Origin of the sequence: Streptomyces sp. 2131.1, assembly GCF_900105515.1 — a bacterium.
Classification (GTDB): domain Bacteria; phylum Actinomycetota; class Actinomycetes; order Streptomycetales; family Streptomycetaceae; genus Streptomyces; species Streptomyces drozdowiczii.
The window spans coordinates 65,156-90,878 of record NZ_FNSY01000001.1 but is presented as its reverse complement, the minus strand read 5'-3'; the positions used below and the strand labels follow the sequence as shown (position 1 = coordinate 90,878).

Annotated in this window: 21 protein-coding genes and 8 pseudogenes; 13 read left to right on the top strand and 16 right to left on the bottom strand. The window is 68.4% G+C overall.

Going from position 1 to position 25,723, the window contains the following annotated elements; translation table 11 throughout:
• Window positions 1–252: 252 nt before the first annotated feature.
• A complete protein-coding gene (locus tag BLW14_RS00510) occupies window positions 253–804 on the top strand; it encodes a hypothetical protein (RefSeq protein WP_093703216.1) in 552 nt (183 codons plus the stop codon).
• A gap of 551 nt (window positions 805–1,355) precedes the next feature.
• Here the strand turns inward: BLW14_RS00510 and BLW14_RS00505 are convergent.
• Window positions 1,356–1,784: a hypothetical protein gene (locus BLW14_RS00505; protein ID WP_093703214.1), complete on the bottom strand. Its 429-nt coding sequence runs from the start codon at window positions 1,782–1,784 to the stop codon at window positions 1,356–1,358.
• A gap of 402 nt (window positions 1,785–2,186) precedes the next feature.
• Between BLW14_RS00505 and BLW14_RS34195 the strand changes: the two genes are divergently transcribed.
• Window positions 2,187–3,344, top strand: coding sequence for a hypothetical protein (locus BLW14_RS34195; protein WP_143051986.1), 1,158 nt, complete (start codon window positions 2,187–2,189; stop codon window positions 3,342–3,344).
• A gap of 660 nt (window positions 3,345–4,004) precedes the next feature.
• On the opposite strand, the gene BLW14_RS34895 is transcribed toward BLW14_RS34195, so the two are convergent.
• Window positions 4,005–4,358 (bottom strand): hypothetical protein, encoded by a 354-nt coding sequence (locus BLW14_RS34895; RefSeq protein WP_256332615.1) that lies wholly within the window; start codon window positions 4,356–4,358, stop codon window positions 4,005–4,007.
• Between the two features lie 133 nt (window positions 4,359–4,491).
• Window positions 4,492–4,905 (bottom strand): annotated as a pseudogene (locus tag BLW14_RS35675) (helix-turn-helix domain-containing protein); the annotation flags it as partial.
• Between the two features lie 181 nt (window positions 4,906–5,086).
• On the opposite strand from BLW14_RS35675, the gene BLW14_RS00490 reads away from it, so the two are divergent.
• Window positions 5,087–5,904, top strand: a protein-coding gene (locus BLW14_RS00490) for an IS5 family transposase (RefSeq protein WP_093703212.1) whose coding sequence is annotated in 2 segments (ribosomal slippage) — window positions 5,087–5,435 and window positions 5,435–5,904 — 819 coding nt in all. Because the reading frame shifts where the segments join, the coding sequence is not laid out codon by codon here.
• Between the two features lie 254 nt (window positions 5,905–6,158).
• Here BLW14_RS00490 and BLW14_RS00485 read toward each other — a convergent pair.
• Window positions 6,159–6,527: pseudogene (locus tag BLW14_RS00485) on the bottom strand (transposase family protein); the annotation flags it as partial.
• A 300-nt stretch (window positions 6,528–6,827) separates the two neighbouring features.
• The gene (locus tag BLW14_RS00480; protein ID WP_093703210.1) at window positions 6,828–8,279 is read right to left on the bottom strand and encodes an amidase; all 1,452 of its coding nucleotides are present in this window, start codon (window positions 8,277–8,279) and stop codon (window positions 6,828–6,830) included.
• 132 nt (window positions 8,280–8,411) lie between these two features.
• Between BLW14_RS00480 and BLW14_RS00475 the strand changes: the two genes are divergently transcribed.
• Both BLW14_RS00475 and BLW14_RS00470 read left to right on the top strand, forming a co-directional pair.
• Complete coding sequence (locus tag BLW14_RS00475) at window positions 8,412–9,038, top strand: TetR/AcrR family transcriptional regulator (protein ID WP_093703208.1); 627 nt, start codon at window positions 8,412–8,414, stop codon at window positions 9,036–9,038.
• A 736-nt stretch (window positions 9,039–9,774) separates the two neighbouring features.
• The gene (locus BLW14_RS00470) at window positions 9,775–10,254 is read left to right on the top strand and encodes a DUF5707 domain-containing protein (protein WP_093703206.1); all 480 of its coding nucleotides are present in this window, start codon (window positions 9,775–9,777) and stop codon (window positions 10,252–10,254) included.
• A 28-nt stretch (window positions 10,255–10,282) separates the two neighbouring features.
• On the opposite strand, the gene BLW14_RS34190 is transcribed toward BLW14_RS00470, so the two are convergent.
• Both BLW14_RS34190 and BLW14_RS00460 read right to left on the bottom strand, forming a co-directional pair.
• Window positions 10,283–10,633 (bottom strand): hypothetical protein, encoded by a 351-nt coding sequence (locus BLW14_RS34190; RefSeq protein WP_143051985.1) that lies wholly within the window; start codon window positions 10,631–10,633, stop codon window positions 10,283–10,285.
• 542 nt (window positions 10,634–11,175) lie between these two features.
• On the bottom strand, window positions 11,176–12,633 hold the full coding sequence (locus BLW14_RS00460) for a YVTN family beta-propeller repeat protein (RefSeq protein WP_256332614.1): 1,458 nt from the start codon (window positions 12,631–12,633) through the stop codon (window positions 11,176–11,178).
• Between the two features lie 270 nt (window positions 12,634–12,903).
• On the opposite strand from BLW14_RS00460, the pseudogene BLW14_RS33875 reads away from it, so the two are divergent.
• A pseudogene (locus tag BLW14_RS33875) lies at window positions 12,904–13,044 on the top strand (IS5/IS1182 family transposase); the annotation flags it as partial.
• 334 nt (window positions 13,045–13,378) lie between these two features.
• On the opposite strand, the gene BLW14_RS00455 reads toward BLW14_RS33875, so the two are convergent.
• On the bottom strand, window positions 13,379–13,978 hold the full coding sequence (locus BLW14_RS00455) for a GNAT family N-acetyltransferase (RefSeq protein WP_256332613.1): 600 nt from the start codon (window positions 13,976–13,978) through the stop codon (window positions 13,379–13,381).
• Window positions 13,979–14,489: 511 nt separating this feature from the next.
• A complete protein-coding gene (locus tag BLW14_RS00445) occupies window positions 14,490–14,861 on the bottom strand; it encodes a hypothetical protein (protein WP_256332612.1) in 372 nt (123 codons plus the stop codon).
• A gap of 492 nt (window positions 14,862–15,353) precedes the next feature.
• Between BLW14_RS00445 and BLW14_RS00440 the strand changes: the two genes are divergently transcribed.
• Complete coding sequence (locus tag BLW14_RS00440; RefSeq protein WP_177153860.1) at window positions 15,354–16,109, top strand: vWA domain-containing protein; 756 nt, start codon at window positions 15,354–15,356, stop codon at window positions 16,107–16,109.
• A gap of 64 nt (window positions 16,110–16,173) precedes the next feature.
• Window positions 16,174–16,566, top strand: coding sequence for a transposase family protein (locus tag BLW14_RS34885; protein ID WP_256332611.1), 393 nt, complete (start codon window positions 16,174–16,176; stop codon window positions 16,564–16,566).
• Window positions 16,567–17,426: 860 nt separating this feature from the next.
• On the opposite strand, the pseudogene BLW14_RS00430 reads toward BLW14_RS34885, so the two are convergent.
• A pseudogene (locus tag BLW14_RS00430) lies at window positions 17,427–17,638 on the bottom strand (ISL3 family transposase); the annotation flags it as partial.
• Between BLW14_RS00430 and BLW14_RS00425 the strand changes: the two are divergent.
• Window positions 17,635–18,384: pseudogene (locus BLW14_RS00425) on the top strand (helicase associated domain-containing protein); the annotation flags it as partial. The pseudogenes BLW14_RS00430 and BLW14_RS00425 overlap by 4 nt on opposite strands.
• Before the next feature lie 89 nt (window positions 18,385–18,473).
• Here BLW14_RS00425 and BLW14_RS34880 read toward each other — a convergent pair.
• The 4 genes and pseudogenes from BLW14_RS34880 to BLW14_RS34875 all read right to left on the bottom strand — a co-directional run.
• A pseudogene (locus BLW14_RS34880) lies at window positions 18,474–18,551 on the bottom strand (hypothetical protein); the annotation flags it as partial.
• Between the two features lie 2 nt (window positions 18,552–18,553).
• Window positions 18,554–19,090 carry an IS3 family transposase gene (locus tag BLW14_RS00415; protein ID WP_177153859.1) on the bottom strand — a complete coding sequence of 179 codons (537 nt, stop codon included), beginning with the start codon at window positions 19,088–19,090 and terminating at the stop codon, window positions 18,554–18,556.
• Complete coding sequence (locus BLW14_RS35670; protein ID WP_371128110.1) at window positions 19,047–19,421, bottom strand: transposase; 375 nt, start codon at window positions 19,419–19,421, stop codon at window positions 19,047–19,049. The genes BLW14_RS00415 and BLW14_RS35670 overlap by 44 nt, the downstream gene beginning before the upstream one ends.
• Window positions 19,422–19,620: 199 nt before the next feature.
• Window positions 19,621–19,968: a helix-turn-helix domain-containing protein gene (locus BLW14_RS34875; RefSeq protein WP_256332971.1), complete on the bottom strand. Its 348-nt coding sequence runs from the start codon at window positions 19,966–19,968 to the stop codon at window positions 19,621–19,623.
• Window positions 19,969–20,311: 343 nt separating this feature from the next.
• Between BLW14_RS34875 and BLW14_RS00400 the strand changes: the two genes are divergently transcribed.
• Window positions 20,312–20,704: a PadR family transcriptional regulator gene (locus BLW14_RS00400; protein ID WP_093703195.1), complete on the top strand. Its 393-nt coding sequence runs from the start codon at window positions 20,312–20,314 to the stop codon at window positions 20,702–20,704.
• Window positions 20,701–21,291, top strand: coding sequence for a DUF1700 domain-containing protein (locus BLW14_RS00395; protein ID WP_256332610.1), 591 nt, complete (start codon window positions 20,701–20,703; stop codon window positions 21,289–21,291). Before BLW14_RS00400 ends, BLW14_RS00395 begins: the two co-directional genes overlap by 4 nt.
• A 61-nt stretch (window positions 21,292–21,352) precedes the next feature.
• Here the strand turns inward: BLW14_RS00395 and BLW14_RS00390 are convergent.
• Window positions 21,353–21,627: pseudogene (locus tag BLW14_RS00390) on the bottom strand (transposase); the annotation flags it as partial.
• 437 nt (window positions 21,628–22,064) lie between these two features.
• Here BLW14_RS00390 and BLW14_RS00385 point away from each other — a divergent pair.
• Window positions 22,065–23,002 (top strand): annotated as a pseudogene (locus BLW14_RS00385) (IS110 family transposase).
• Window positions 22,933–23,304 (top strand): transposase, encoded by a 372-nt coding sequence (locus BLW14_RS35665; RefSeq protein WP_371128035.1) that lies wholly within the window; start codon window positions 22,933–22,935, stop codon window positions 23,302–23,304. Before BLW14_RS00385 ends, BLW14_RS35665 begins: the two are co-directional and overlap by 70 nt.
• A 1,098-nt stretch (window positions 23,305–24,402) precedes the next feature.
• Here BLW14_RS35665 and BLW14_RS00380 read toward each other — a convergent pair.
• The gene (locus BLW14_RS00380) at window positions 24,403–25,587 is read right to left on the bottom strand and encodes a PP2C family protein-serine/threonine phosphatase (RefSeq protein ID WP_093703193.1); all 1,185 of its coding nucleotides are present in this window, start codon (window positions 25,585–25,587) and stop codon (window positions 24,403–24,405) included.
• Window positions 25,588–25,723: the final 136 nt, after the last annotated feature.

Below are 25,723 nucleotides of genomic sequence, written 5' to 3'. Positions count from 1 at the left end.
ATTGCGTCACTCTAGGTGCACTGACCCGCGGACATGGCTCTCTGGTCATGATGCGCGGTCAGCGGGCCGTTCTGGCGGCACACTTCTCAGTGACCCCCCTCGGTGGGCCGGCATCCGCAGGGCGTTCTCCGGACCAGACGCCCCTGCTCTTTCTCGCGGATGCGAAGGAGCCAGGCCCCGACCCCCACCACGCAACCCGTTCGCACCTACCTGTGCGGGCCGGGGCCGGACGGTCCGCAGTCAGGAACGTTGATGAGTCACGGTGAAATCCTCACCCAGAGGGTCCGATACCGTGCCCGATGCACGGACCTCGGGCACCAGACCAGCCTCCAGCACCTCCAAGCCCTCCAGGGGCAAGACCCGGTCCCGGCGGCTGCCGACCGGGCCCAGGCACGCCTGGAGGCCGCCGTGTTCGAGCGGCTGGGCGGCACGAGCGATTACTGCGCCCACCCCGCCGGCGTCGCCCAGGTCCACCCCGGCGCCGACCACCTGGTCGTGGAACTCGATCCCCAACTCGGCCCCCAGCACTCGCTGCCGGAGCACCCGGCATGGGGGATGCCGCTGAAGGCAGCCCGTGAGCACTGCATGTGCAAGCCGTGCGACTGCGACCAGGGAGCCGAGCGCAATTGCTGGTACACCCTCGATGTGGGAGGAGGCCGCCGCGGCGAGATCGGGATCCACTTCCGGCGGGCTCGCGTCGGCCGCGACACAGGGCAGGAGCACGGGCGACTGGTGGGAGCGGGCGCCACCCCCGACTGGCTCGCACAGGCCCTGCCATCCCATTACCAGCGTTCAGCCGCATAGAACGTATCCCCGGCCGTCGGGCTGCACCGCGGCGAGAAGCCGACCGCTGAGTGCACCCGGCGCGGTCCACCCGATACTCACCGACGATGTCGGCGCGGTGGGCTCAGGCGACCGGCAGGCGCACCACCCACAGGAGCCCGGACCGCACCGAGGCCGGGAGGCCGACCGCTGAGTGGACCCGATGGTGCGCGCACCCGGTGCGGTGGTGCGGTCCCACTCCACCTGCTGGGCCCCACTCGGTGCGCTCCACTCCGTAGACGCCACCGTGCTCGACATCCACTCCACAGAGCGGAGCCCGCTCCGACCGGGAATGCACGCCACCGGGCGGAGACCACCCGGTGTTCTCCTTGGCCTCAGCTCCGCTTAGCTCAGATCTAGGAGAAACGCACCGCCCCCACCCGGGCCTACTCCACCGCACCGTATCCATCCGGCGCGCATTACTTCCGTGTGCTGGCCGCACCGGTGCGCGCACCACCGCACCGCACCGGTGCGCACCACTCCTGCGCGCCCGCCGCACCGGTGCGCATCGGGGTGTGGTTACGGGCGCGCGGTCATGGACTGCACGGTGCGGGCCCACTCCGGTGTTCGTCGCGCATGGTCTCCAGGGTGGCGCGGGTGTCTCCGTGGTCGTCGGGGTCGGGGATGACGTTCTCGACGAAGCGGATGATGCTGCGGGCGATGCCCAGCGCGGCCGTGGTGGGGGAGTCGCGCGTCCAGTCCCGCAGGGCGGACAGCAAGATGCATCCGACTTCGTCCAGGGCGAAGGAGTCCGCGTGCGGTTCCCCGTCGCCCAGGGCCCCCGTGACGGGGAAGACGATGTTCTCGGCGAGCCGCAGCAGCAGGAAGGCCAACTCTGGAGAGCCCGGCGTGCGGCCGGAGACGTAGTTCCCACCGCCCATCTGGAACGCCAGGAGGCAGTCGAAGCCCTGCCCCACCTGGTCGGGCGTCAGCGGCGTGCGGCACGGGATCAGGTACGGCATCAAGCTCTCCTCACGATGGCCGCCGCGCGACTCGCGGCGTGCTCATCGCATGGTTGGCGGGCGGGCCTGTGGACAGAGACCAGAGATTCCTCCCTGCTTCAAGGAAAGGGGCGAATCTGAGACGTTGATCGGTACTTGGCCGCGTTGATCTGTATGTGGCCTGGCCCGCTCGCGGCAACAGCATCCCCTGGCGGTTCTGGTGCGCTGGCGACAACCAGTGTGAGGCGCGGGGTTCCGCCCCGTCCGTCTGCGGCAAGGGCGAGGAACAGCCTTCCACTTCCAGCGGGCACCGCCCTTTGTCGCTGGGTGAGGGAGCGCCGGGCATCCTGGCGCGGCGGCTGCGGCTGTGGTTGTCTCAAGGCCCGACTGGCTAGGGGGTGTCACATGGATGTGGCAGGGAGCATGGCGTCATCCGCCGTACAGATACTGACCGGCCTGGCGACAGGGGCGGCCACGGCGGTGGGGAGCGAGGCGGGCCGGGCGGTGGGCGACCTCGTGCGGGCGCGGCTGGGTACTTCCGAGGAGGGTCGCGCCGCCCTGGACGGGGTCAGCGCCGACCCCGCGGATCCCTCGGCGGTCCGGGGGTTGCAGGAGGCGATCCGGGAGGCGCTGGCTGCCGATCCCGATTTCCAGGCCCGCATGGCTGCGGTGCTTGCCGGCCCGCCGCCCGACGCGCCGCCTGCGCACGCCGTCAGCCCCCAGTACACCGGAAGCATCATCATCGGGGGCGGCAGCAAGGTACGGAGCAGCCAGATCTCGCTGGGCCCGCTGACCATTACCAATACCCGTGCCACCCGTGCGTCCCTCACCGGGATCGCAGCTCTGCTGGTCGCGTTGCTGGCCCTGGGCCTCTACGGGGGCGTGCAGTTGCTCACGGGTGACGATTCCCCCCGCTCGGCGGGTGGGGCGTCGTCTGGCCCGCAGTCCCATACGGCAACGCCTTCGGGGTCGGCCTCCGGTATGCCGGATGATGCCGCCCCGGTGGTGCGTGACGCGGAGAGGGGCAAGCAGATCCTCCCGGACGCAGCGAGTCTGCCGCAGGGCTGGGCCGTCGCGAGCGGCTCGCCGACGACGAAGCAGTGTCCCACCAGCCGCGTCGGCATTTCGAAGGACAGGGAGTACCACTACATCTGTAAGACGGGCCCGGTTCTCGACCTGCAGTCGGGATACGACCCGGGGCCCGGGGTCGGCTACAACGAGGTGTACGTCGAGGTCCTGGCGTACCCCTCGGTGGCCGCGGCAGCCGTGGGCTTTGTGGGAGTGGAGGTGGAAAACGCTGACAGCAACGAGGCGAAGCAGGTAACGCAGGCGACCCTGCCCTCCTACGGTGACGAGTCATCGGCCATCACCATGAACGCCACCGTGCCCGGCAGCGGTTTGCACATATCAGAGGGACGTGCGGTAGTCCGCTGTGGAAGCCTCGTGGTGAGGGTCGTCGTCTCTAACCACAACGGCAGCACCGTCGACCTCGACGCGCTCAACGCCTTCACCCGGACGGTGACCGCACGAGCGCAACAGGCACTGGACAACACGACGCCCACCGCCGCCGTCGAACTGTAACGGCCTGCCCGAGCTGCACCGTGGTTCGGCCATGGTACTGGTGGACAGCCGTTGGCGCTAAGCACTTGATCACTGCCGTTAGCTGCGGATCTCCGCGTTCGGATGGGCTGGGACTGGAGCCGTTCGCGGAGGTCGATCTCCTCGGAGGTGAGCGGATCTTCGGGCCGGCGGATGTGGACGGGCTTGGACCTGACCGGCAAGCCGTCGTCCGCCGCAGCGGCCTCGGCTTCCGCGAGCGCCCGGTAGAGCGAGGCGACCAAGGGGGATTTCCCAGCATCTTCCCGGTCTTGATGGTGAGCTTCTTCGCGATGTCGGGGACGGGAACGCCCCCAGCTCCTGACGGGCGGTGGAGGTAAGGGCGTACCCGATCCTCACCGGCCGCTCGATGCGGGGCGCGGGCACGCGGGCCCGTGACAGATCGCGGATGCTTACGTCCCGGCCTCGTTCGGGAGCGGTTTCTTCACCCCCTGGGGCCGCCCGGGCGCCCTTCGACAGCAGCGGCCGGGAAGCAATTTCCCAAGGGCATAGCGAAGGCCCGGACCACTGGGTCCGGGCCTTGCATCTCTCGTAGTCCTGTTAGAGAGCCGAATGCCTCACAGGCGTGCCCGACAGCCCTCCCCCTCTGTTACCGCTCTGAGTGCTGCCGTGTTTCTCCTTCCCTCACAAGCTGCTGGTCCAGGTGGTTGCGGCCTGGATGGGGGTGGGCCGGGGGCGTCCGGGGGAGTGGGTGCGGTTGCCGGCTGTGCTCAGGACCTTTCCGAAGGCGGCGATGAGCTCTTCGACCCGGGTGGCGGGCCCTGGATCGGAGACCGGCGGGGGAGCGGCGGGCGCGGTCTCGGACTCGGACTCGGTCCCGGACGAGGCCTGGACGGCCTGGTGCCACAGGGGTTCGAAGTAGGTGTACTCGCCGTCGAGCGTTTGCACGAGGATCTGAACGTGTTCCCAGGGCCCTGCGGTAGTTCCTTCGAGCAGCCCGGTGACGAGCTCCTGGGAGAGCGCGTAGCTGCTGTTCACGTACACCGACCCACGGCGTCGGGCTCCCGGCCCGGTGGTGTAGATGCCGCAGGGCGGAGGCAAGCCCTTGGGGGGACACCAATTTGCGGCTGCGGCGTGCCTCGGCGTCTTCCCAGACCTTTCTGAGGACCTCGGGGTCCGCGCCGCAGGCACGGGCGAGCGACGCGGTCGCCTTCCAGCTGGGAAACCTTTCACCGTTCATGGCCCTCGACAAGAAGCTGGGGGAGAGCGACGTCCTCTTGCTGAGGGCCCGGAGGCTGTATCCAGAGGCACGCTGAAGGTTGCTCAGCACGCAGGCGAAGTCCAGAGGACCCGGAGGCCCGGTTTCTGGTGCAGGGTCGGCGCTCGCCTTCTCGGCGCTGTCGACGGGGTCTGCCGACGCAGCGACGGACGAGGACGGGAAGGGAACGGTCGAGGGCGCTGTTGCGGCCACGGGAGGAACACTGTGCGTCGCCGGACGAGGCTCGGGGATCCGGACATGCGCACGGCTCAAGGCTCGCTGCACCACCGAGGAACTGAACTTCTTGCGCACGGTGTCCTTGCTCATGCCGAGCATGCGCCCTATCGCCTCCCACGACACACCCATGCGCTTCGTCCGGCCGACCACGGGAGGCAGGAGTTGCTCGATACGCCGCTGCAGCTGGAGCAGGCGCTCCAGCGGCAGCTCCGCGTCCGGCGTTGGGGTGTTTACACCGTGTCCTATGTGGTGCTGGCTCGTTGGGCTCGTCATGGGGCGGGGTACGTGGAGTTGGATTGTTCCGGACGGGCTGTGGGAGATCGCCAAGCCGCTGATCCCGCGGTCGAAGGTGCGGCCGCAGGGCGGCGGGACGCAGGACACGCCTGATGAGACGCTGTTCGCGGCGATCGTCTACGTGCTGGTCAGCGGGTGTGCCTGGCGGGCGTTGCCGCCGTGCTTCGGGATATCGAAGTCGACGGCCCACCGCAGGTTTCTGATCTGGTCAAGAGCCGGTGTCTGGGGCCGGCTGCACGAGGAGATCCTGCACCGTATGGACGATGCCGGCCTGCTCGACCTGTCCCGGGCCGTGCTCGACTCCGACCACCTCAGGGCTAAAAATGGGGCGAACTCACAGGCCCGAGCCCCGTGGACCGGGGCAAGCCGGGTTCCAAGATGCACGTCCTGTCGGACGCGAACGGACTGCCCCTCCTTGTCGGCCTCTCCGCGGCCAACACCCACGACAGCCTCGCGCTGAAGCCCATGATCACAGGTCACCAAACGAGACACGACCCCCACCGCGGCCGCTACTTCAAACCCCAACGCCTCCATGCAGACAAGGCATACGACGTCCCTCACTGGCGGAAATGGTTATGGGGCAAGCACATCGGCGTCCGCATCGCTCGCAAGGGAGTGGAGTCCAGCGAACGCTTAGGGCGCCGCCGATGGGTCATCGAGCGGACCATGTCCTGGCTGACCGGCTACCGCAGACTCAACCACCGCTACGAACGCCAACCCCGCAACTACCTGGCCTTACTCGGCCTCGCCGCCACCCTCTGCTGCTACAAACGACTCGCTCGACGCACCACATAGGACACGGTCTTACTCCGCACGACTCGCCTGACCCCTTCCTAAAGGCTGTCCCGTAACTCGACGCGTGGACCGGCGGCCTACCGGCGACGGATTGGCTTGTCCGGTTTTGACGCGAGTCGCGACCTCGGTCACGGCCTGGCGAATCGGGATGAACTGGACGCAGGTGAGCGGCTGAAAGTGTTACGGGACAGCTTTTAAAGGTTGTTGCAGAAGGGTGGGTGCGGGCAAGCCGGGGTGGTGTTTGACCTGGTGGTTCAGCCTGTCATGGCGAGGTTGTGCATGGTGGCGACGGCTTGGACGGCGTGGTGGAGTCCGTCTCCTTTCTGGCGGCAGTCGCGCAGGATTTTCCAGTTCTTCATGCGGGCGAAGGTGTGCTCGACGCGGGCGCGGACGCGTCGGTGTTCGGCGTTGTCCTCCTCCTGGCCGCGCAGGAGTGGCCGTCCGGCTCTTCTGCGGTGCGGGACGATCAGCCCGGTGCCCAGGTACGCCCCGTCTGCGATAGTCCCGGCCGCGACGGCGGGCAGGTCCGATTCCCGCCAGGCGTGTGCGTCAGCCTTGTTCCCGGGGACGGGGCGGGCGGAGGCGATCACCGCATCGATGATGACCTGCACGTTCGCCGAGAACCCTCACCAACTTCTCGAACCGGTCCATCCCCAAGCCAGTGAACGTCTCCACCCACAACGACTCAGCCCGCAACACCCCACCCATACAAGAGGAATGCCCCATCCCAGACGTTCTGCAACAACCTTTAGGCCCGTCAGCCCCATCAGTCCCGTGGGGCCCGCGCCTCTCTGTGAGAACGAGGCATGCGGCGCGTTCCGTGACCGTATGCGGGGTCCCGCAGTACCAGGACGGCATACGCGAGGTGGTTCTCGCACTCGCTCAGCGCATGGCTCGTCGGCTCCCGGCTGCAGAGGCGCTTCTCAGCGGCCCGTGTGATTGCCTGCCCACATCGCGGGGATTCGGCCCGACCACGGGCTTGCCTGTTCCAATTGGCCGGCGAGGCGGAAGAGGCGGCTTTCGAGGCCGTATCCGGCGGCGAAGTGCATACCGATCGGAAGCCCCGTTTCAACGTCGGCCGTCAACGGCACGGACATGGCGGGCGTGCCCGCCATGTTGAACGGCATGGTGAACGGCGCGCGGTCGAAGACGGTGTCGATCCAGCCGAGGCCGTCCAGCGTTTGCGCGCTCTCGGCGTAGGCGCCCAGGGGCAAGGGAAGCTCCGGCACGGTCGGGGTGAGCAAGATGTCGTAGGTGTCGAAGTACCGGGCCAGGCTGCGGGAGACACGGTTTCGGATCGTGAGAGCGGCGACGAACTGGACGCCGCTGACCCGCTGCCCGTAGTGGTAGCCGGCGAGGGTCGACGGTTCGAGGGTTGAGGAATCGACGGGCCGGCTGAAGGCGGCAGCGAGCTCGTCGACGCTGGCCGCGAGGTTCGCCGTGAACAGTTGGGCGTTGGCCAGGATGTACTCCTCCCAGCCGGCCCCGAGGCCGACCTCGGTCTCCTCCACCTGGTGGCCGAGGGATTCGAGCAGACCGGCGGTACGAGAGAGGGCGTCGGCCACCGGTGCTGTGGTGCGGCGTCCGCCCCATGCGTGGGTGAGGACACCGATCCGCAGCCGGCCCGGGTGACGGGTGACTTCCTCCGTGTACGACCGGGACGGCTGCTGGGCGAAGTAGGGGTCACCCGGTTCCGGGCCGCGAATCTGGTCGAGCAGGGCCGCGCTGTCCCGCACCGTGCGGCTGACGCTGCCGGGCACGGCCAAGCCGCTGAAGAGCTCGTCGAAGTCGGGGCCCATGGAGACCCGGCCGCGGGTGGGCTTCAACCCGAAGAGACCGTTGTAGGCGGCGGGAACACGGAGCGAGCCGGCGGCGTCAGTGCCGTGGGCAAGCGGCACGACCCCGGCCGCTACGGCCGCGCCCGCGCCCCCGCTGGATCCTCCCGCGCTCCGCTCCAGGTTCCACGGGTTACGGGTCGCGCCGTACAGCACCGGTTCTGTCGTGATGCTGTAGGCCATCTCCGATGTCGCGGTACGCCCGAACGTCACCAGTCCGGCGCGACGCAAGCGCAGCATCAGGAATGAGTCGGCGCGTGCCACGTTGCCGGCCGCGAGGCGGCTGCCAAGCTCCATGCGCCGCCCGGCCATGGAGGCTCCGATGTCCTTGATCAGGAAAGGGACCCCGGCCAGCGGTGTGCTGCCGGACTCGGGTTCGTCGTCGGTCGGCCAGGTCTCCACGACGGCGTTTATCCGCGGGTTGACCGCCTGTGTGGCATCGAGCGCGGCTGCTTGCAGTTCGGAGGCAGTTACTTCCCCTTCGGCCACCAGCTTCGCGAGTCCGACGGCGTCATAGTTCACGTATTCGGCAACTCTCACTTCTACTCCAAACGGAAAGGACGATACTCATAAGTATCTGACGATACCCAACGGTATCGTGCGGAACGAAGTGGTACCGTAAGGGCAATGGGGCAAGAGGTCCCGCACCCGAGTGGACGTCACGGAGCAGCCATGGCATCGACCGCCAGCAGGCCGAGCAGGGTGGCGAAACTGCCGCCCCGCGAGCGCATCCTCGACGCGGCGGAAGAGCTCTTTCAGAGCGAGGGAATCCATCGGGTGAGCGTCCAGGCGATCGCTGAGAAGGCCGAGACCACGAAAATGGCGATCTACCGGCACTTCGAGACCAAGGACGCGCTGGTCGCGGAGTGGATGCGGATCGTCGCCGCCGACTACCAGGCGGCCTTCGACCGGGTCCAGACGGAATACCCCGGTCGGCCCAGGGAGCAGCTCATGGGCTTGGCCCGCTTCATCGCCGAAGGATTGCCGGCTATCTCGCACCGGGGATGCCCGTTCATCAACTCCCTGGCCGAGCTGCCCGACCGCTCTCATCCCGCACGGCAAGTGATCGAGGAGCACAAGGCCCAGCAGGCTCGCAGGCTGGAGGGCATGTGTGCCGAGGCCGGACTGCCCGACCCCGAGCAGGCCGCAGCCGAGATCACCTTCATACTCGAAGGCGCGCAGGTCAGCACACAGAACGGAAGCATCGATCGGGCGGGGGACCGCCTGATGGGGATCGTCGGGGGGATCGTGGATCGGCGCCACTCCCCTCTTGACGCGTCCCGGCCGGCCATCAGCTGACAGCCTGGACGGCAGGCCCCCGCCACAGGCCTGCCGGTGTGTTCGCCGGGGTGCGACGGTGGCAGCTGCGGGCGTGGCCCCGGATCGAGGCGGCCGACACCCACTTGGATGCCCTCTTCCTCGCCGCGCACCTGCCCCACGCGGCTGGGCCGGGTAACCCTCCCTCGATGTGGCGGAGGCGGGGGAGTGGCGGGCCCGTGCGGCCGAGGCCAGGGTGCGGCTACCGACCGCCCGACCCCGGATGGCGCCCACTTCGCCGACCTCGTGCGCATCACCTGCACGTCCGAGCGCGCCGAAGCCGCCAGTGGCGGCCCCGGGCAGCGCTCGACCCCGCCTTGGCGTCCGTCCTGGGTGACAGCCGCGCCCTCGTCGGCCCGGACGCCCACGGTGCAAAACCGCCGCGAAGGCTCCTCCGGACACCAGCATCCTCACGACGGCGACCGGTCGGATGCCGTGCGCCCAGAAACATGGCGTGCTCGACGACGCGGCGCTGGCCCCCCCGCGAAGGTGGCAGGGTCTGTCGGTCAGGGGCGGTGATCGTGCCCGCTGCGTGCACGACCTCGGCCCGGCGCGCGTGGGCCTCGGGCTGGAACGTGGACCTGCTCAGTGAAGGACTGCGTGAAAGGGCTGCGGTCTGTGGTTCAAGTCCCTATCCATAGTTGAGTATTCGTACTCACAGTCGAGCTTTCCCTTCCGTTGATCATTGATGCAACGGGGCCCCTGAGGCGCCGTTCAAGTGGACACCATCACGGGGAGAACCATCATGTCTCGACGCATCATCGTGGGCTCGGCCGCCGCACTCGTCATCCTCGGCGGCGCCGGAGCGTTCGCGCTGGCTCACGCCGAGGAGCAGCCGCTCGCCCTTGAGAACAGCACCGCCCGTTACTCGGCCCCTGCCGGCGACAGGGAAGGCTCCTTCACCTTCACCACTGACGTCAAGGCGGCTTCCGGCGTCAAAGGTCTCAAGGTACTGGCGTGGCCCGCTGCCGGCCCGTTCACGAAGAACCCGCTGACCAAGAAGGACCTGGCTGGCGCGGACTCGGCCACGTGCAAGCCTGCCGGTGAGGACACCGTTCACTGCACCTACAAGGTCACGGTGAGCGCGGCCGAGGCCGCCGATTCGGGGACGGGCCGCTGGCACGTCGCCACCCTCGCCACGGCTGACAACGGCGACACCACCTTCAACGACAAGACGGCGACCTTCACCGTCGGCTGAGCGACGCCCCCGCTCAGCAGACCGACACTCATGGAACAGCGCAGGCACCTGGTGCTGCACCGGGGCCCCACGGTTCGCCCGGAGCGAGGGCCCTGAGCAGGCACCATTCGCGGAGTCGGGTGGTGAGGAAGTCGTGCTGGTCGATCACCCCGGACATGGCCTGGGCCCATGCCGTGAATGCCGGGTCGGTGAGAAGTCCGGTGGCCCGGCAGTCCATGTGTCGGCTCACCGCGCTGACGGCCATGGTGGTGTCCTCGTCGCGCAGAACAGCAGCCAGCAGGTCGGCTTCGTCCGTCGCGGCGACGGTCTTCAGGGCCTGCGTGTACTGGGCGAATCGCCGGTGCTCGGTGGGCTCGTCGCTTTGGTGTCGGCTGTCCATGCCGCCTTGCCTTCCGGCCGTTCCATGAGGTGGCCGTTCTCGAGGCGGGCGCCGGCCCGAGCGAGAGCGACGAGGTGCGGTGCGGTGACCGCTCGCCAGCGGGATCGGGCCGGTGGTGGGGGAATTCCTGGACGTCCCAGTGAAGGTGGAGCATCCTCCAGCGTGGGCGTTGTCATCAGGGACGTCCGGAGACGCGAAGTGGAAGGGCCCGGGAGGTGGTCGACGAGCGCCCGGCCGGCCCCGGCGGCGACAACATCAGGAAGAGTGCCGTCGGATCGGTCGTAGACAGTCTCCAGGTGGCCCCCCCATCTGAGCGTCCAGTACCGCGATGAGGGTGTGTATCGAAAGTGGCCCCGGGGTGTTGGCAGCACCCGCGGGGCCATCTTTTTGAGTTGTGTGGCGTGAGCATAGGCCGGGGAAACGGTGCAAGGTCAATCCGCATTGGCCCGTTGGCGCGCGATGGATCCTATGGACCGCTTACGCCTGGACACACGCTGCACTTCTCCCACTCGACGTGCGGAGGTATCTGATCCGTAGGGACGTCAGCAGGTGGCGAGCAGGATGGAGATCACCGTGCAGGACGCCGACGACGTGTCGTTGGAGGGGACGGGATCGGTCGGGGACGAGGCCGTGCGTGCCGCCTGGACCGTTATCTGTCCGAGGTTGAGCAGCGACAGCGGAAGCTTGAAGCCGGCTGTGACGGACGTACTCGCGGGCATGTCCGCGAACGCGCAGACGACCGTGTTGCCCGTGGCGGTGCAGCCGGGTGAGAGCCCGGTCGCGGTGGCTCCTGCGGGTAGTGTCGCGGTGACCTTCGCCGATGTCGCTTTGTTCGGACCGGCGTTGTGCACGGTCAGCGTGTAGCCGATGGCGCCCGGGAGCAGAGCGTTGGCCTTGGCCTTCAGCGCCACGGTGAGGTCCGCCTTCGCCGGGCGCACCACGCCCGACGTGATCCCGAGAGGCGTGCTGCCCACGCCGCCGACACCGGAGGTCACCGTATTGGTGGCGAGCGCGACCACCGACACGTCGCTGCTGCCGCTGTTGGAGACGTAGAGGTGGTCGCCGCCCTGCTGGAGCGCCACCTCCCATGGATACTGGCCGACGGGGATCGTGGCGGTCACCGCGTTGGTCGCCGTGTCGATCACGGAGACGTCGTTGCTGAAGTAGTTGGCGACGTACACGCGCGAGCCGTCAGGCGTCACGAGCACCCCGTGCGGGCTGAGGCCGACACCGACGGAGGCGGTCACCGCTTCGGTGGCCGTGTCGATCACGTAGAGCCTGTTGTCGCCGGCGCTGGAGACGTAGGCGTGCGCGCCGTCCGGCGCGAAGGCGACCGCGAGTCCGTTGCTGTTGCCCAGCCCGATGGTGGCCGAGACCGTGTCAGTCGCGGTGTCGATCACCGACACCGTGCTGCTGGAGTTGGTGACGTACACGCGCGAGCCGTCAGGCGACACCGCGAGTCCGCGAGGACTCCCACTGACCGGAACGGTGGACGACACCGTGTCGGTGGCCGTGTCGATCACCGACACGCTCGCGCTGCCGGCGTTGGCGACGTAGACCCGTGAGCCGTCCGGGGTCACGCCCAGCTGTTCCTGGCTCTTGCCAGTGGCGATGGTGGCGGTCACGGTGTCGGTCGTGGTGTCGATCACCGACACCTTGCTGTTGTTCCTGCTGTAGTCGGAGACGTACGCGCGGGTGCCGTCCGGCGCGAGGGCCACGGAGCGAGGAGCGCCGCCGACGGCGATGGTCGCGGCCACCGTGTCGGTCGCCGGGTCGACCACCGACACGGTGCCGCTGCTGTAACCGGCGACGTAGAGGTACGGTCCGGACGGGACGGCCGCAGCCTGGCCCGACGGCACCGCTACCGCCGCGACGGTCGCCAGTGCCAGTGACGACAGAGCTCCGATCGTACGACGCTTCCAGCGCCCCAGGGGCGGGACCGCTCTGGTGCGTCTGACGCCGGCTGCCCCGACGTGCTCGCGTCGCTGACCACTGGACATCGCTTCCCCCTGATGCACCGGAGGCCCGCCGAGTCGCGAACGGGGCTCGCCGGGTGGTGAGTTGACTCGCCCTGACAGGAACGGGGGACATGCTATGTACCGTGGCTGAGCGCGTACAGCCGGGTGCGAGAGGTGCAGGGTGCACGCCGGGTGTGCGTGCGGGGCGTGCGCCGGGGCGTATCAAGCCGTGGACGTCCCGGCGCCCGCAGAGCCCGCCGTCGGATCCCGGAAGAAGAGGACGACGCCCCGGCGCCACCGCCCCGACGAGGGACTCGTGCCGTCCTCGATTCCGCCTATGTCAGGGCCAAAAGAGGGTGGGCGATGGGCGAACTCGCAGGTTCGTGCCCCGTGGTCCGGGGCAAGCGGGGTTCCAAGATGCACGTCCTGTCGGACGCGAACGGACTGCCCCTCCGCAGCCTCGACGCCGCCCTCTGCTGCTACAAACGACTCGCCCGACTCACCGCATAGGACACGGTCTTAGGTTGTGCCGCAGAGGCCACAGAGGCCACCCCTCCGCGACCCGCATCGCCTGCGGTGCCCCGGGCGTCGCTGCACCACCGCCTTGCGCCTGCGCGTCCCGTACGTCCGACGGTTGCTGCCGCTCGTCCATGGGGCCAACGTAAACGGGGGCACCGACAACGGCCTGGCCCGAATGTCAGCCTTTCCCCAGGACGATGTCCCTCAGCTCGACGGCACCATCACGATCCCCGACCCTGCGCGGCCACCTCCGAGGTGCCTCAGTCGCTCAAGGCGAAACGGAGTCTGCTCCGCCATTCTGATAACACCAGGTAAGCAACCTGATCTGACGGCCCTTGACCTCAAGCGTGGTGGGCTCGTCGTCGGTGAGTTGGAAGCCGGTTGCGCGGGCGACAGCCACGCTTGGGCTGTTCCCCGGTTCAATGCGCAGTAGCACTCGCCTTACCCCCCGCTGGCGACGGGCATAGTCAGCCAACAGCCTGACGGCTCGTGAGGCCAGGCCCTGCCGCCGATATCGGCTGCCGACACCGTAAGCGAGCTCGACGTCACGCGCGTCGAACTCGCTGCGAAAGAGGAGGACCTCACCACGCGGCTGCTCACCGTCGGTAGTGATCACCAACTGCGCCTTCTTGCGGCCTTCCTCGCGGCCTTCGCGGGCCCTGGCCAGGTATTCACTTGCCGCCGTGGAGTCGAACGGTGAGGGCACCGGAGTCCATCGGTCGATCTCGGGGTCGTCATAGAGCTCAACCAACGCCGACAGGTCGGTCTCGGCCCACTCTCTCAGCAGTATCCCGTCTCCTGATAACCGAATAATTGACGGCAGAACAAACTCGCATTGGCTGGGCATGAACCCGATCTTGCCCGGCAAGAGCGCCGAACTCCAGAGCCAGCAAGCCCGCTGGCCAGGTTTCGCCGTCGACTGAACGCCGCAGTGACGTCAGGTAACACACGGACGGCACTGACTACGCCGTCAAACTCGTGAACACACCGCCGGACGTACCGTGGGGGCTGGTGGACATGAGGAACTTGTCTCAGTCGGTGCGGGGCTGGAGGAACTTGAAGGCCAGGCGCGCAGTGGTGCGTTGGGCCGCGTGGCGCAGACGTATCGGGGCCGGTACGGTCGAGGCCGGCGTCGGGGGAGTGGCGGCCAGGCGGGGATGAGCGCTTCGGCGTTGGTGCGGTTGACGGCTGCGAGCGTGCCCGGGTCGGCGTTGGTGTCGAGGCCGCCCCGGCTTCCAGCGCTGGCCAGGACAGCCGGTGGCCGGGATGCACGCACAGACTACGGCGTCCCGACAGGCCGTCGTCGCCGAGAACCATGAGGCTGTCAGCACGGCCTACAGTACCGGGCATGGCATGATGCCGGTCTCGCAGAGCGGGTGTCAGAGATTGATGACGGCCCAGATGCGGCGGCCGTCCGGTCCCGTGTCCGTCCCGCACCCCGTGACATCGGGGTGCGCGGTGATCCGGTGGAGGACGTCGTCGCCGCCCGGCTCGTGCCCCACGGCGGCGGGGGTGTGGTGGGAGAGAGCGAGGATGCATGCCTGTTGGTCCTGGTCGGACACGTGCACGCTGACGCGCCGGCCGCCGTCGGCCACCGCGGCAGCCACAAGCAGGCCTGTCACGGATTCGATCGCTTCCTCGTTCGGTCGGTGCCCCCACTCCTTGAGCTGCTCGTTCACCTTGCGCCGCGCGACACCGGCGGTCCAGGGAGCCGACTCAAGCGTCCAGTTCACGCCGCGCCGGTTGCGCATGCTTACACCGCGCCGGGCCGTACGCGCGAGCCCCCCAGAGCCTGCAGGTCCTGACGGCGGGGCAGTCAGGGTTTCCGGCCGGGGCGGCGAAACAGGCTTCTTCGGCGGCGGCGGAGTCTTGGGCGGATAGGAAGGCGGGGTGGGCTGCTCTGCCGCAGGCGCGGTCATGGAATCTCCCGACGCTCATGGACACGTGCGTGCCCTGGAACCAGCGTAGACGTCCCATGGCGTCGCGCGGGCCCAGTCGACTCATCCCGCACGCAAAGAAAGCGACGCTCGCAGCCCTCCACACGAGACGGCGCACAGACACAGCCCCGCCCTCCGTCACCAGCTCCGCCAACACACCGGCGTCCGCGTCCATGCCGCTTACCCCAAGTGACGGCCTCTCACAGCTCGGAAGGAGATCACCGCGTGCGGGGCGCCTGACCGTTGCCCACGCCGCGAGGAGCGGGTCGACGTATTCCAACTCAGCCTGTTTGGCATGGTTGCAGGATGGGGGGTGTGAGTTCATCAAACAGCCGGGAAGGCGTTCCGGCCATCAGTCTGTCCCATGTGATCGAGCACGCACCCGATCTGGTGCCCCTTTACGAGGCAGCAGGCAGCAGCGTGCGTGCTCACGGTCTGGAAGGGGTGCGAGCCGCGGTGTACCTGGTGCTGGACCGTTCCGGGTCGATGCGGCCCTACTACCGGGACGGCACTATGCAGCGGCTGGCCGAGCAGGTGCTGTCGCTGTCGGCGCACCTCGACGACGACGGGGTCGTCCCAGTGGTGTTCTTCTCCACGGACGTCGACGGGTCCACCGATCTGGAGTTGGGCCGGCACCACGGGCACGTGAACAGGATGCACGAAAGCCTCGGCCACATGGGCCGTACCAACTACCATTGGGCTATGGACGCGGTCATAGACCACTACCTGGCCTCGGACAGCAATGCCCCCGCCCTGGTCGTCTTCCAGACCGACGGCGGGCCGACCAGCAGGCTCGCCGCCGAACGCTATCTCTGCAAAGCAGCCCGGCTGCCGCTGTTCTGGCAGTTCATCGGGTTCGGTGATCCGCAGGACAACGAGTTCGCTTTCCTGCGCAAGCTCGACACCCTCGCCGTTCCCACGCGTCGCGTCGTCGACAACGCGGGCTTCTTCCACGCCGGCCATGCGCCAGGCGACGTCGACGACGACCAGCTCTTCGATCAGCTCCTGCAGGAGTTCCCCCAGTGGATCGAGGCGGCACGCGCCGCGGGGGTGCTGGGGTAAGCGGCCATTCAGGACTCGGTGCGCCGGCCTGGAAGACGTTGTAGATCCACAAAGCCTATCTGAAGTGCGGCCCCTGCTCGCCGAGCGGGGCTGCACCGTCGCGCCCGACATGCGACTACGCACACTCGCCGAAGTCATCGACCATCTCGGCGCGAGCGGACAGACCGGGATCATCGACGGCACAGAGGTCCGGGTGCGTTGTCCGGCAACCGGGCGCAAGGACCGGGAGAAGTTCATTTCCGGCAAGAACAAGCAGCATGCCGTGAAGTCGATGGTCGTCACGGACGCCATAGTGCGGTTGCTGTTTTGCAGTCCGGCCGAGCCGGCCAGCTGCGCGGACGTCACGCACGCCCGGAAGTTGGGCCTGGTCGGGCTACTGGCCGACGGGCCCCCGTGGAGATCCTGGCCGATGCCGACTACCAGGGACTGGGTGCACAGACCGGCGGGCGCGTGGTGACGCCACCGCACCGCAAGTTCAAGAAGAACCCGCCCGAGTGGTACGAGGAGATGCACGACCGGCAGCGCAAGGCACACTCTTCACGCCGCATCCAGGTCGAGCACGGCATCAGCCACCTGAAGAACTGGCGATCCCTCGCACGGCACCACGGCCGCCGAGAACACATGCGACACCATCAAGACCGTCGCGGGACTGCTCTCCCACCAGCAGGTTGCCACCATCGCCAACGGTACGCGAACGTGAACACAACCGGCTGGCCCGCAGTCCTCGACGCGCTACCGCCAACCATGCACGAGCTCGCTAGCGCTGTACCCACCACGTCCCCGCTGCACCGGTGGCTGTGGTGATCAGGCCGACGAGCCACCCGGGGAAGTGCTGCACGGTTAAGTGCAGTCCTCCCATGCGGAGTTCGAGCGCGGGGCGGGTGGGTTTGGACGACATGACGCCCTCCCTGTTCGGCGAGATGAAGCGACGGAATCAGATGGTGCTCACATGGCGCTACGGATCATAACTATCCGCACTTGCGCATCGATCGGTGCACACGAGCATGCGAGGGCGCACGTGTCTGACCAGGCAAAAGGGCGACCTAGTCGACGTTCGGGCCCTCTTCGCTGACGCACGTCAAGGACTCGGTTGCCGCCAAGGACTCCTTGGTCGGCCCTCACTGATGCCTGAGGGAATTTCAATCATGATGCGTGCGCGCATGCGGCTCCGACGGCTACGAAGGGAGGTGAACCCTCATGCCCCGACGGCATCGCCCCCGTACTCTGTCCCCGGGTGTCGGCGTATACACGAACGTGCTCTGGCACGATTTTCGTAGGCGGAGATCGTCTCGGTACCGTGGTCAGCCGGTCCGCAGGACGGGCAGCGTCGACCAGAGTGGGACGGTAGCGTGGCGCAGGGCTTCAGGTTCGCGGGTGCGCGCATAGCGCTTGACGGTGTTGAGGGACAGGTTCAGGCGTCGGGCGCATTCGAGCAGGCCGACGCCCTTGCCGAGGAGGTCGTGGATCTGATGCCAGCGTTCGCGGTGGGTCTGCTCGTGGGCGCCGGCCGGGCGGGGCGTGTTCGCTGTGCGACTTCTCCAGCCCGCGCGACGCGGCCACGATCGCGGCGTTCCTCCGCACGCGGGTGTACCGGCCCGAATCTCTGGTCTGGTTGGAGGGCTACCGAGCCCTACTGCGCTGGCGGGCGGAAAACGAGATCACCGGCGTCCACGCCGTGCCCTACGACATCGAGGTCGAAGTGGGGGTCACGAAGTCTTTTCCGCTTGGACGGTGGGTGCATCAGCAGCGCAATGCCCTGCGCACCGGGGAACTGGAGGACCGGCGCAAAACGCTCCTGGACGCCCCGGAAGCCGGGATGTTCCGGGAGCCGGGCGAGGAGGCATGGGAGGCCAAGCTCGCCGTCCTGCGCTCATACCGGCGTGCCACCGGGCACCTCGCGCCGCGTCAGGACGCGGTGTGGGGCGAGGGCGAGGCGATGGTGCCCATCGGCCAGCACCTCGCCAACCTCCGCCGCCAAAGCGGCCTCGGGAAAGACCCGCAGCGCGCGGCTCAACGCGCGAAGCAGCTGGCGGCCGTCGACCCGGACTAGAACTGCCCCTGGCCGCTGAACTGGCAACGCCACTACCGAGTCCTCGCCGACCTGGTCGACGCCGACGGCCACCTGCCCCACATCGAACCCGGCGCCACGTTCGACGGCGACGACATCAGCACCTGGCACTGGCGGCAGCAGGAACCCGGCACCTGGGCCCAGCTCCTGCCCGAACAGCGCGAGCGGCTGGAGGCGCTGGGCGTACGGGGCACGGCCCTCCCCGCGTGGAAGCTCTCGCAGGCCGCGTTGTCCGCGCTCGAGCCGACCTCGCCCGTCGACCGGGTCACCCCGAGCTGGTCGCAGAGGGCGGCGAAGACCCTGGCCCCGTATTGGGCTCCGTGGTCGGAGTGAAAGACCGCGCCGTCCAGGCCGCCGCGGGTGCGGGCGGCCATCTTCAGGGCGTCGGCAACCAGGTGGGTGCGTATGTGGTCGGCGATGGACCAGCCGACGCCTTCCGGCTGAAGCAGTCCAGCACCGTAGCGAGACAGGGGAACTCTCCGTTCTCCAGGGGCAGGTAGGTGATGTCGCCCATGTATGTGATGCCGGGTTCGGGTGCGGTGAACTCCCTGCGGAACAGGTCCGGGACCAGTGCGGCCGACGGGTCGGAAACAGTGGTGCGGACGCGTCTGCGCAGGCGGACGCCGGTGATGGAGAACGTGCGCATCACCCGGGCGACGCGCTTCTCGTTGACGTGCAGACCCTTGTCCTTCAGCTCGGCGGTGACCCGCGGGGAGCCGTAGGCGCCGCCGGAGGCCGCGTCGACCTCGCGGATCTTCGCGGCCAGGCGCTCATCGGCCCGCTGCCTGGCCCGCCTGGTTTGCAGGCCGGACAGCCACTTGTAGTAGCTGGACCTGTTCACCTGCAGTACTTCGCAGAGCCGCTTCACCTCAAAGGCGTCCCGGTGGTCGTGGCCGAACTCGAAGCGGCTCACCAGTTCGTCTCACCGGCGAAATCCTTGGCCGCCTTGCGGAGTATGTCCCGCTCGGTCGCCAGCATCCGCTCACTGGCCTCGAGCTCGGCGACCCGGCCTCGAGCTGCCGGATTTGCTCGTCAGGCTCCGCGGCCGGCGTCGCCTGCGTGGCCCGGGCCGCTGTCCTGGCGTCCGGGACGCCGCTGCCGAGTTCCCGGGAGCGCAGTACCCAGTTCCGCAGAGTGTTCCTGTCAATGCCCAGGTCGGCGGCGATGCTTTCGTAGGTCGCCCCGGGTGTGAACTCGTGCAGGGCCACGGCATCGGCCTTGAACTCGTCCGAGTAGTCCTTCATCGCCATCGGCGGTCTTCTCGCTTCCTCCGGATCAAGCAGATCCATTATCAGCGTGTCCACCACTCAGGGGGAGGCTCCGTCAGCCCAACGAGCAAACCCGGCTGCCAGGTTGGAACAGGCTCACTGAGCGAGTGGTGCCAAGACCGCGCTGGCGCTCGGCACGCCGCCGATGCGCGGCCCACACCGGACGCCGGCAAAGCTACTGGGCGGGACCGGCCGCCTCCATGACAACGGCTCGGGAGTCGCCCCAGCACTCGGTAGCCCCCACGACTACCCCTCCCCCGGTGCCCCACGGTCGAGACCTGAGACCTGGTGAGGTCCAGCAGCCAGCCTCTACGCGCGGGCCATCCCCTATCCGTCCCGGAGCAGGGAAAACTCCGGAAGCACGCGCAATGGTGGAGCGATCGCCACCGAGCCAGCAGGCCAGCATGTCGTGCGTGGCGCCATGACGGAGGTGTGCCAGCGTGGCCAACAGTCGGTCGACGGAGACGAGCTTGTGCTTGGCCCCGGCACCGACGGCCCGGCGGCGGGGTCGTGACGTCGGCACGGCCTGGTGTCGCTCATGCCACAACGGGCCGAGTTCAGCAACGAGTTCTGCGATCACGTCGGGCGTCAGCCCGGTGATCCGCTGGCTACGGATGATTGCCGTATGCGTCCGGTTCCCACCACAGGGATCATGATCAACGATCAAGGTCTCGACGCGCTACCGCCAACCATGCACGAGCTCGTTAGGGCAACCACGAGCTGTTCAAAGGCGCGAGTTCCAAGGAGTGCTCGGACCGTACGCCTATACCTGTCGTGGGTCGACGGACGGCAGTCAAGGTCACGGGGGAGTCCTCCTCGGGCGCGTGCAGTGTGGAAGCGACCCGGATCCTGGTGTCATGCATTGCATGGAACCCGGCAAGGCAAGTAAAAAGCCGAGCGGCCGGACCCCGGGCAGGATCGAGAGCCAGTTGCTCAAGGGCGTCCTGGAGTACTGCGTGCTCGCGCTCATGCGGGACGAGGCGAAGTACGGGGTCCAGCTGCTGCACGAACTGGAGGAGAAGGGTGCGCTGGCGACGGGCCAGGGCACGGTCTATCCGCTGCTGTCGCGGCTGCGGCGGGAGGAACTCGTCGTCACCACCTGGCGCGAGTCGGCGGCCGGGCCACCGCGGCGCTACTACGAGCTCTCGGAGGCGGGTCATGCCGCCCTCGCGCGGTTCGCCGCCGTCTGGCCGGGGTTCCGGAACGCAGTCGACGGCCTCGTCATCCCGGGCAAGGGGCCCGGGATGGCGCCACATTGAAGACGAAGACCGATGAAACGCTGACGCGCGAGTACTTGGCGGCAGTCGAACGCGAGACGTCGATGCTGCCGGCCGCTGCCCGTCAGGAGCTCATCGCCGACCTCGGTGAACACATCGCGGTCGCGCTCGCCGAACGGCCCGGCAGCGTGCACGAAATCCTGCGCGAGATGGGCGATCCGCGCGCGATAGCCGAGACCGCCCGCCAGGAACTCGGCGGGATCCCGGCCGCACCGGCCACGGCCCCCGGCCGTCGCCGCTCCCGGGTATGGCTGCCGCTTGCCCTTCTGGTGGCGAGCGAGGTGCTGCCGTACCTCGAAAACATCGTCCTCTCCTTGCTCAGCATCGCCGCCATGATCGCCGCGGTCGTTATCGTGTGCCGGGCCCGCTACTGGACGGTGGCCCAGAAATGGACCGGACTGACCCTGACCGTCATCGTCCCGGTCCTCGCGAAAATCGTGTGGTACGTCTCCCCGGTTCCCCACCACGGCAGTTCTGCGGAACCCGTGGTGCGCTGGACGCTCATCACCGTGGTTTTCCTTCTGACGCTGGCCGGCACCGGATGGCTGTGGCGGAACCGCCGCCGCTGAGCGCCCTGGCCGTCAACGGAATGTGCTGGCGGTGCCCGACTCGGCCGGCAACCGGTGTGGTGCCATTTCGGGCGAACTTCGGTGTGATGCTGCGGGCCCGGAGAAGCCGACGGTTCTCGTCGCAGTCATTGCCGCGGTCGGCGAACAGCCGGCCTGGTCGGTGACGTGGCCGGCCGCGAACGCCCCGAATGCGGGGTACCGCGTCCAGCAGGGGCATCAGCTGCGTGACATCGTGCCGATTTCCGCTGGTCAGCGAGACGACCAGCGGACTGCCATGCGGGTCGGCATCAAGTGGTGCTTGCTGGCGGGCTGAGCCCGGTCGACCGGCGAAGGTCCGGTGTGAGCCCTCCTAATCCAGTGAGTAGGCAGACGGCCGGGACCATGCAACAACCCGGACAGCTGCTCGCGCAGGACAGCGAATGCCTGGATCCCCCCTGGTCATCAAGGCCTCCTCAAAGAGCGGCATTGCTGTCCGTTGCGGGGTCCGCGGTGATGACGCGGGCGCCGGGCTGATGCCTCCGTTTCCCCGGGCCCTTGAGGCCTCTGTCAAGAGCGGTGCAGCCCGGCGCCTCCGTGATCACCGCGAAACTCCCGGGGGCTGCTCGGACGTTGATTGTCACGGCGCGAGCCCGCTCCAGAGTCGACCTCTTGTTCATCCGCGAGCCCGCGAGCTCTGCAGGAAGATCGAGCCCCTGGGGTGCGCTGGTGTCGCGAACGGCTACTGAGATGGCGGACCAACGAGTCCTTGGATTAGGGCGCCGCGTGACCCGCATGTGCTCGTGACCTGCATAAACGGACGGATCTGGGAGGATCGCTTGACTGTGTTCTGCGGCATCGACTGGGCGGAGCGCCACCACGACATTGCCCTCGTCGACGAAGCCGGCACCTTGCTCGCCAAAGCCCGAATCATCGACGACGCGGCCGGATACCACCAACTCTTGGCCCTCCTGGCCGAGCACGGTGACAGCCCAGGAGATCCGATACCGGTGGCCATCGAGACCAGCCACGGCCTCCTGGTCGCGAGCCTGCGCACCGGCAGCCGACGGGTGTTCGCGATCAACCCGCTCGCTACCGCGACCGCCACGGCGTCAGCCGCAAGAACCGCGACCCGGGCAACGCCCTGGTCTTGGCGAACATCCTGCGCACCGACATGCACGCTCACCGGCCCCGGCCGGCCGACTCCGAACTCGCCCAAGCCATCACGGTCCTGGCCCGAGCACAGCAGGACGCCGTCCGGACCCGGCAGCAGGTCGCCAACCAGGTCCGCTCGCTCCTGCGCGAGTACTACCCTGCCGCCCTGCTGGCCTTCCAGGGCAAGCAAGGCGGCCTGACCAGGGCTGACGCCCGTGTCGTCCTCACCTTGGCCCCGACCCCGGTCAAGGCCGCGAAGCTCGCCCTCGCCCAGTTGCGGGCTACTCTCAAACGCAGTGGCCGCCTCCGCGGCTGCGGGACGTCTTCCGCGCGGAATACGCCCACCAGCTGCCCGGCGTCGAGGACGCCTTCGGCCACCAGCTCCTGGCCCTGCTCAAGCAGCTGGACGCCACCTGCGAGGCCGCGGAGAATCTCGCCGAGGCGGCCACAGCCGCCTTTCACCAGCACGCCGACAGCGAGATCCTCCTCAGCTTCCCCGGCCTGGGCCCGATGCCCGGCGCCCGCGTGTTCGCCGAGCTGGGCGATGACCCGGAACGATTCACCGACGCCCGGGCTCTGAAGTCGTATGCCGGATCCGCGCCTATTACCCGGGCCTCCGGGAAGAAGCGCTTCGTCGGCCGCCGCTTCGTCAAGAACAACCGCCTCATCAACGTCGGCTTCCTTTGGGCCTTCGCCGCCCTTACCGCCTCACCGGGAGCGAACGCACACTACCGGCGCCGACGCGAGCATGGCGACTGGCACGCCGCCGCACAACGGCACTTGCTGAACCGCTTCCTCGGCCAGCTCCACCACTGCTTGAAGACCCGGCAACACTTCGACGAGCAACAAGCGTTCGCATCATTTCTCCCAGCGCCAGCCTGACCCGGCAGCGGAAGCCAAAGACAGGGTTGCGGCTGTCCGGGCGTTCGGCGTCGGCATCGTCGCCCAGCTCGCCGCGCGGGCGCGGGCGGCGGCCGCCGGGGTGCGGGCCCGGGTGAGGCCGGTGGTCGACGTCGTCCCGGCCGCCGTGGTCCACGTGATGGGCGGCGCCTTCGCCCCACCACCACCACCTGCCGGCCGAAGCCTGCCGCCACCTCGCCCTACACCCTGCGCGGACGCCTCCATCAGTCCGGCCTGGACGAACAAATCGTGCAGACGGCCGTCGACGACCACACCCGCCCGGCGAACCGGCGGACGATGACCGCCGACCTGTCCGCCCTCTACCCGAACGACGACACCGAGGACCAGGCCGTGCTGCGCCCGCTGCCGTGCCGCGTCCCCGTACGCGCCGGGCCCGCCTCGCCGCCAGCGCACTGGCGGCCCGGGTTGCCGCGGGGCGGCGTGCGGAGCGCCTGGGCTCCCGAGCCCGGCCGGGCTCGGTCGTCGTATCCGCCGCATCGAGGTCGCACCAGCGGCCGTTGCGCACCTGTGCGAAGGCTGGCCGCTCCCTGTCCCTGGAGCCCGCGTCCAGCATCGACATCGACTCGTTGGAGCAGACCCGCCGGACCGTCGAAGCCGCCGCGGCGGAACTGGCCGCCATGCTCCAGACGAGCCGGCGAGGACGCGCCGCCGCCCACGGCTTCCGTGCACAGCCGGCCCGGCGCCGGTTCCGCCGCAGACTCAGTAGCCCGGTACCCCCGTACGCGCCGGGCCGGAGCCCAGGAGGAGTCACATGTACGGTTCGGGAGAACGCCTCTCCCCTGACGACGTACTCGCCCGCGTTCGCGCGGCCCGTGCAAGATGGCTGCCGCGCTCGACGAGGACCAGGAGCAGGAGGAGCCGTCGGGGTGGCAGCCGAGTCGTCGTGGGGCGTCGGGCGGCCAATCGATGGAAGCCATAAGCGGCAGAACCGCGAGAGCCACACCCGACGCCTCGGGTGGAAGAACCATACGACGGGCTCACCCCCTGTCCCGTGAGACAACGTAGGGTGGCATCGAAGGTTGAGTTACTGAGGTACGTGGTCGGTTCGGGCGTCTGCGTTCACGATGCACCTTCGGGGCCGGGGCCGGGGCCGTGCCAGTCCAGGCACAGGATGGTGGCGTCGTCTCTCACATCGCCTTTGCACGCTTCGGTGACCGCGTCGACCATGGCGCGTACGGCCTCGCGGGGGTGCTCGGTGGCGGTGTCACGGATGAGGCCGGGCAGGTCGACTGCTTCTGCCTGGCGTTCCTGCATGCCGTCTGTGTAGAGCACGAGGCGGTCACCGGCACGCAGGTCGAGGTCTTGTACCTGGTAGACGCTTTGTGCGGGGACGCCGAAGGGGAGGTTGACGTGCAGTCTGATCTCCTCGAGGATGCCGTCGCGCAGCCGTAGCGGCCAGGGGTGGCCTGCGTTGACGAGCTGGGCGCCGGAACCGTCCAAGGCGATGCGCAGGAGCTGGCCGGTGGCGAATGTGCGGCGACCGTGGTCGATCATGGCCTGGTGGGTCTGGCGGGCCTGCTCGGCGAGGTCCGCGCCGGCGCGGCGGGCGCTGCGAGAGGCGTTGACCAGGAGAGTGGCGATGAGGGAGGCGTCGACGTCATGGCCCATGGCGTCGGTGATCGATAGATGCAGGGTGTCCTTGTCGAGGCTGTAGTCGTAGGTGTCACCGGCGATGTCGGAGGCCGGGACGAGGGCGCTGGCCAGGGTGAACTCGGCCGCGTCGCAGGAGGGAGCAGAGGGCAGAAGCTGGCGCTGAATCTCCGCAGCCAGGCTTACCGTCGTGGTGCGGTTGCCCCAGTAATAGAGGTCGGTGAAGCGGCGGTCGGTGACGATGATGTACGCCAGCGCGTGCGCCGCCTCCTCGACTTGCTCCAGCACATCCGGCGTCACATGGGCGAGATGAAGCTCCAGAACCCCGATGGCGTCGCCGCGGTTGGTGACCGGAGCGAACACCCCGTACCCCTGTGCCCCCTCCGTCAGCTGCACCAGCTTCTGGGTGCGCAAGACCTCGTCATAGACACTGCCCGGCAAGGAGACCTGATCGCCGCCGCGCTCCCGCGACGTCGCCCTTTCCTCATGGACCCGCAGCAGACGCCGACCGACGACGTCCACGAACAGGAACGACACGTACCGAGCCCCGAACCGCTCGCGCAGATTGTCCGCCACGACATCGAGAGAATGCACCGGCGCGGCATCCTCCGCCGTTGCCAGCACCTCAGCAAGCCCGAACCGATCACACTCCACCACAGCCTCCTTCGGATACACCCTTTCTTTCCCCGCCGACGCCCAGCCATCACGGCCGGCGGCCACCGGTACGTCAGCCTTCGACGGTATCGCGCAGGAGCAGCTCAATGACCAGCAGCTGAGGAGCGGCCGGAGT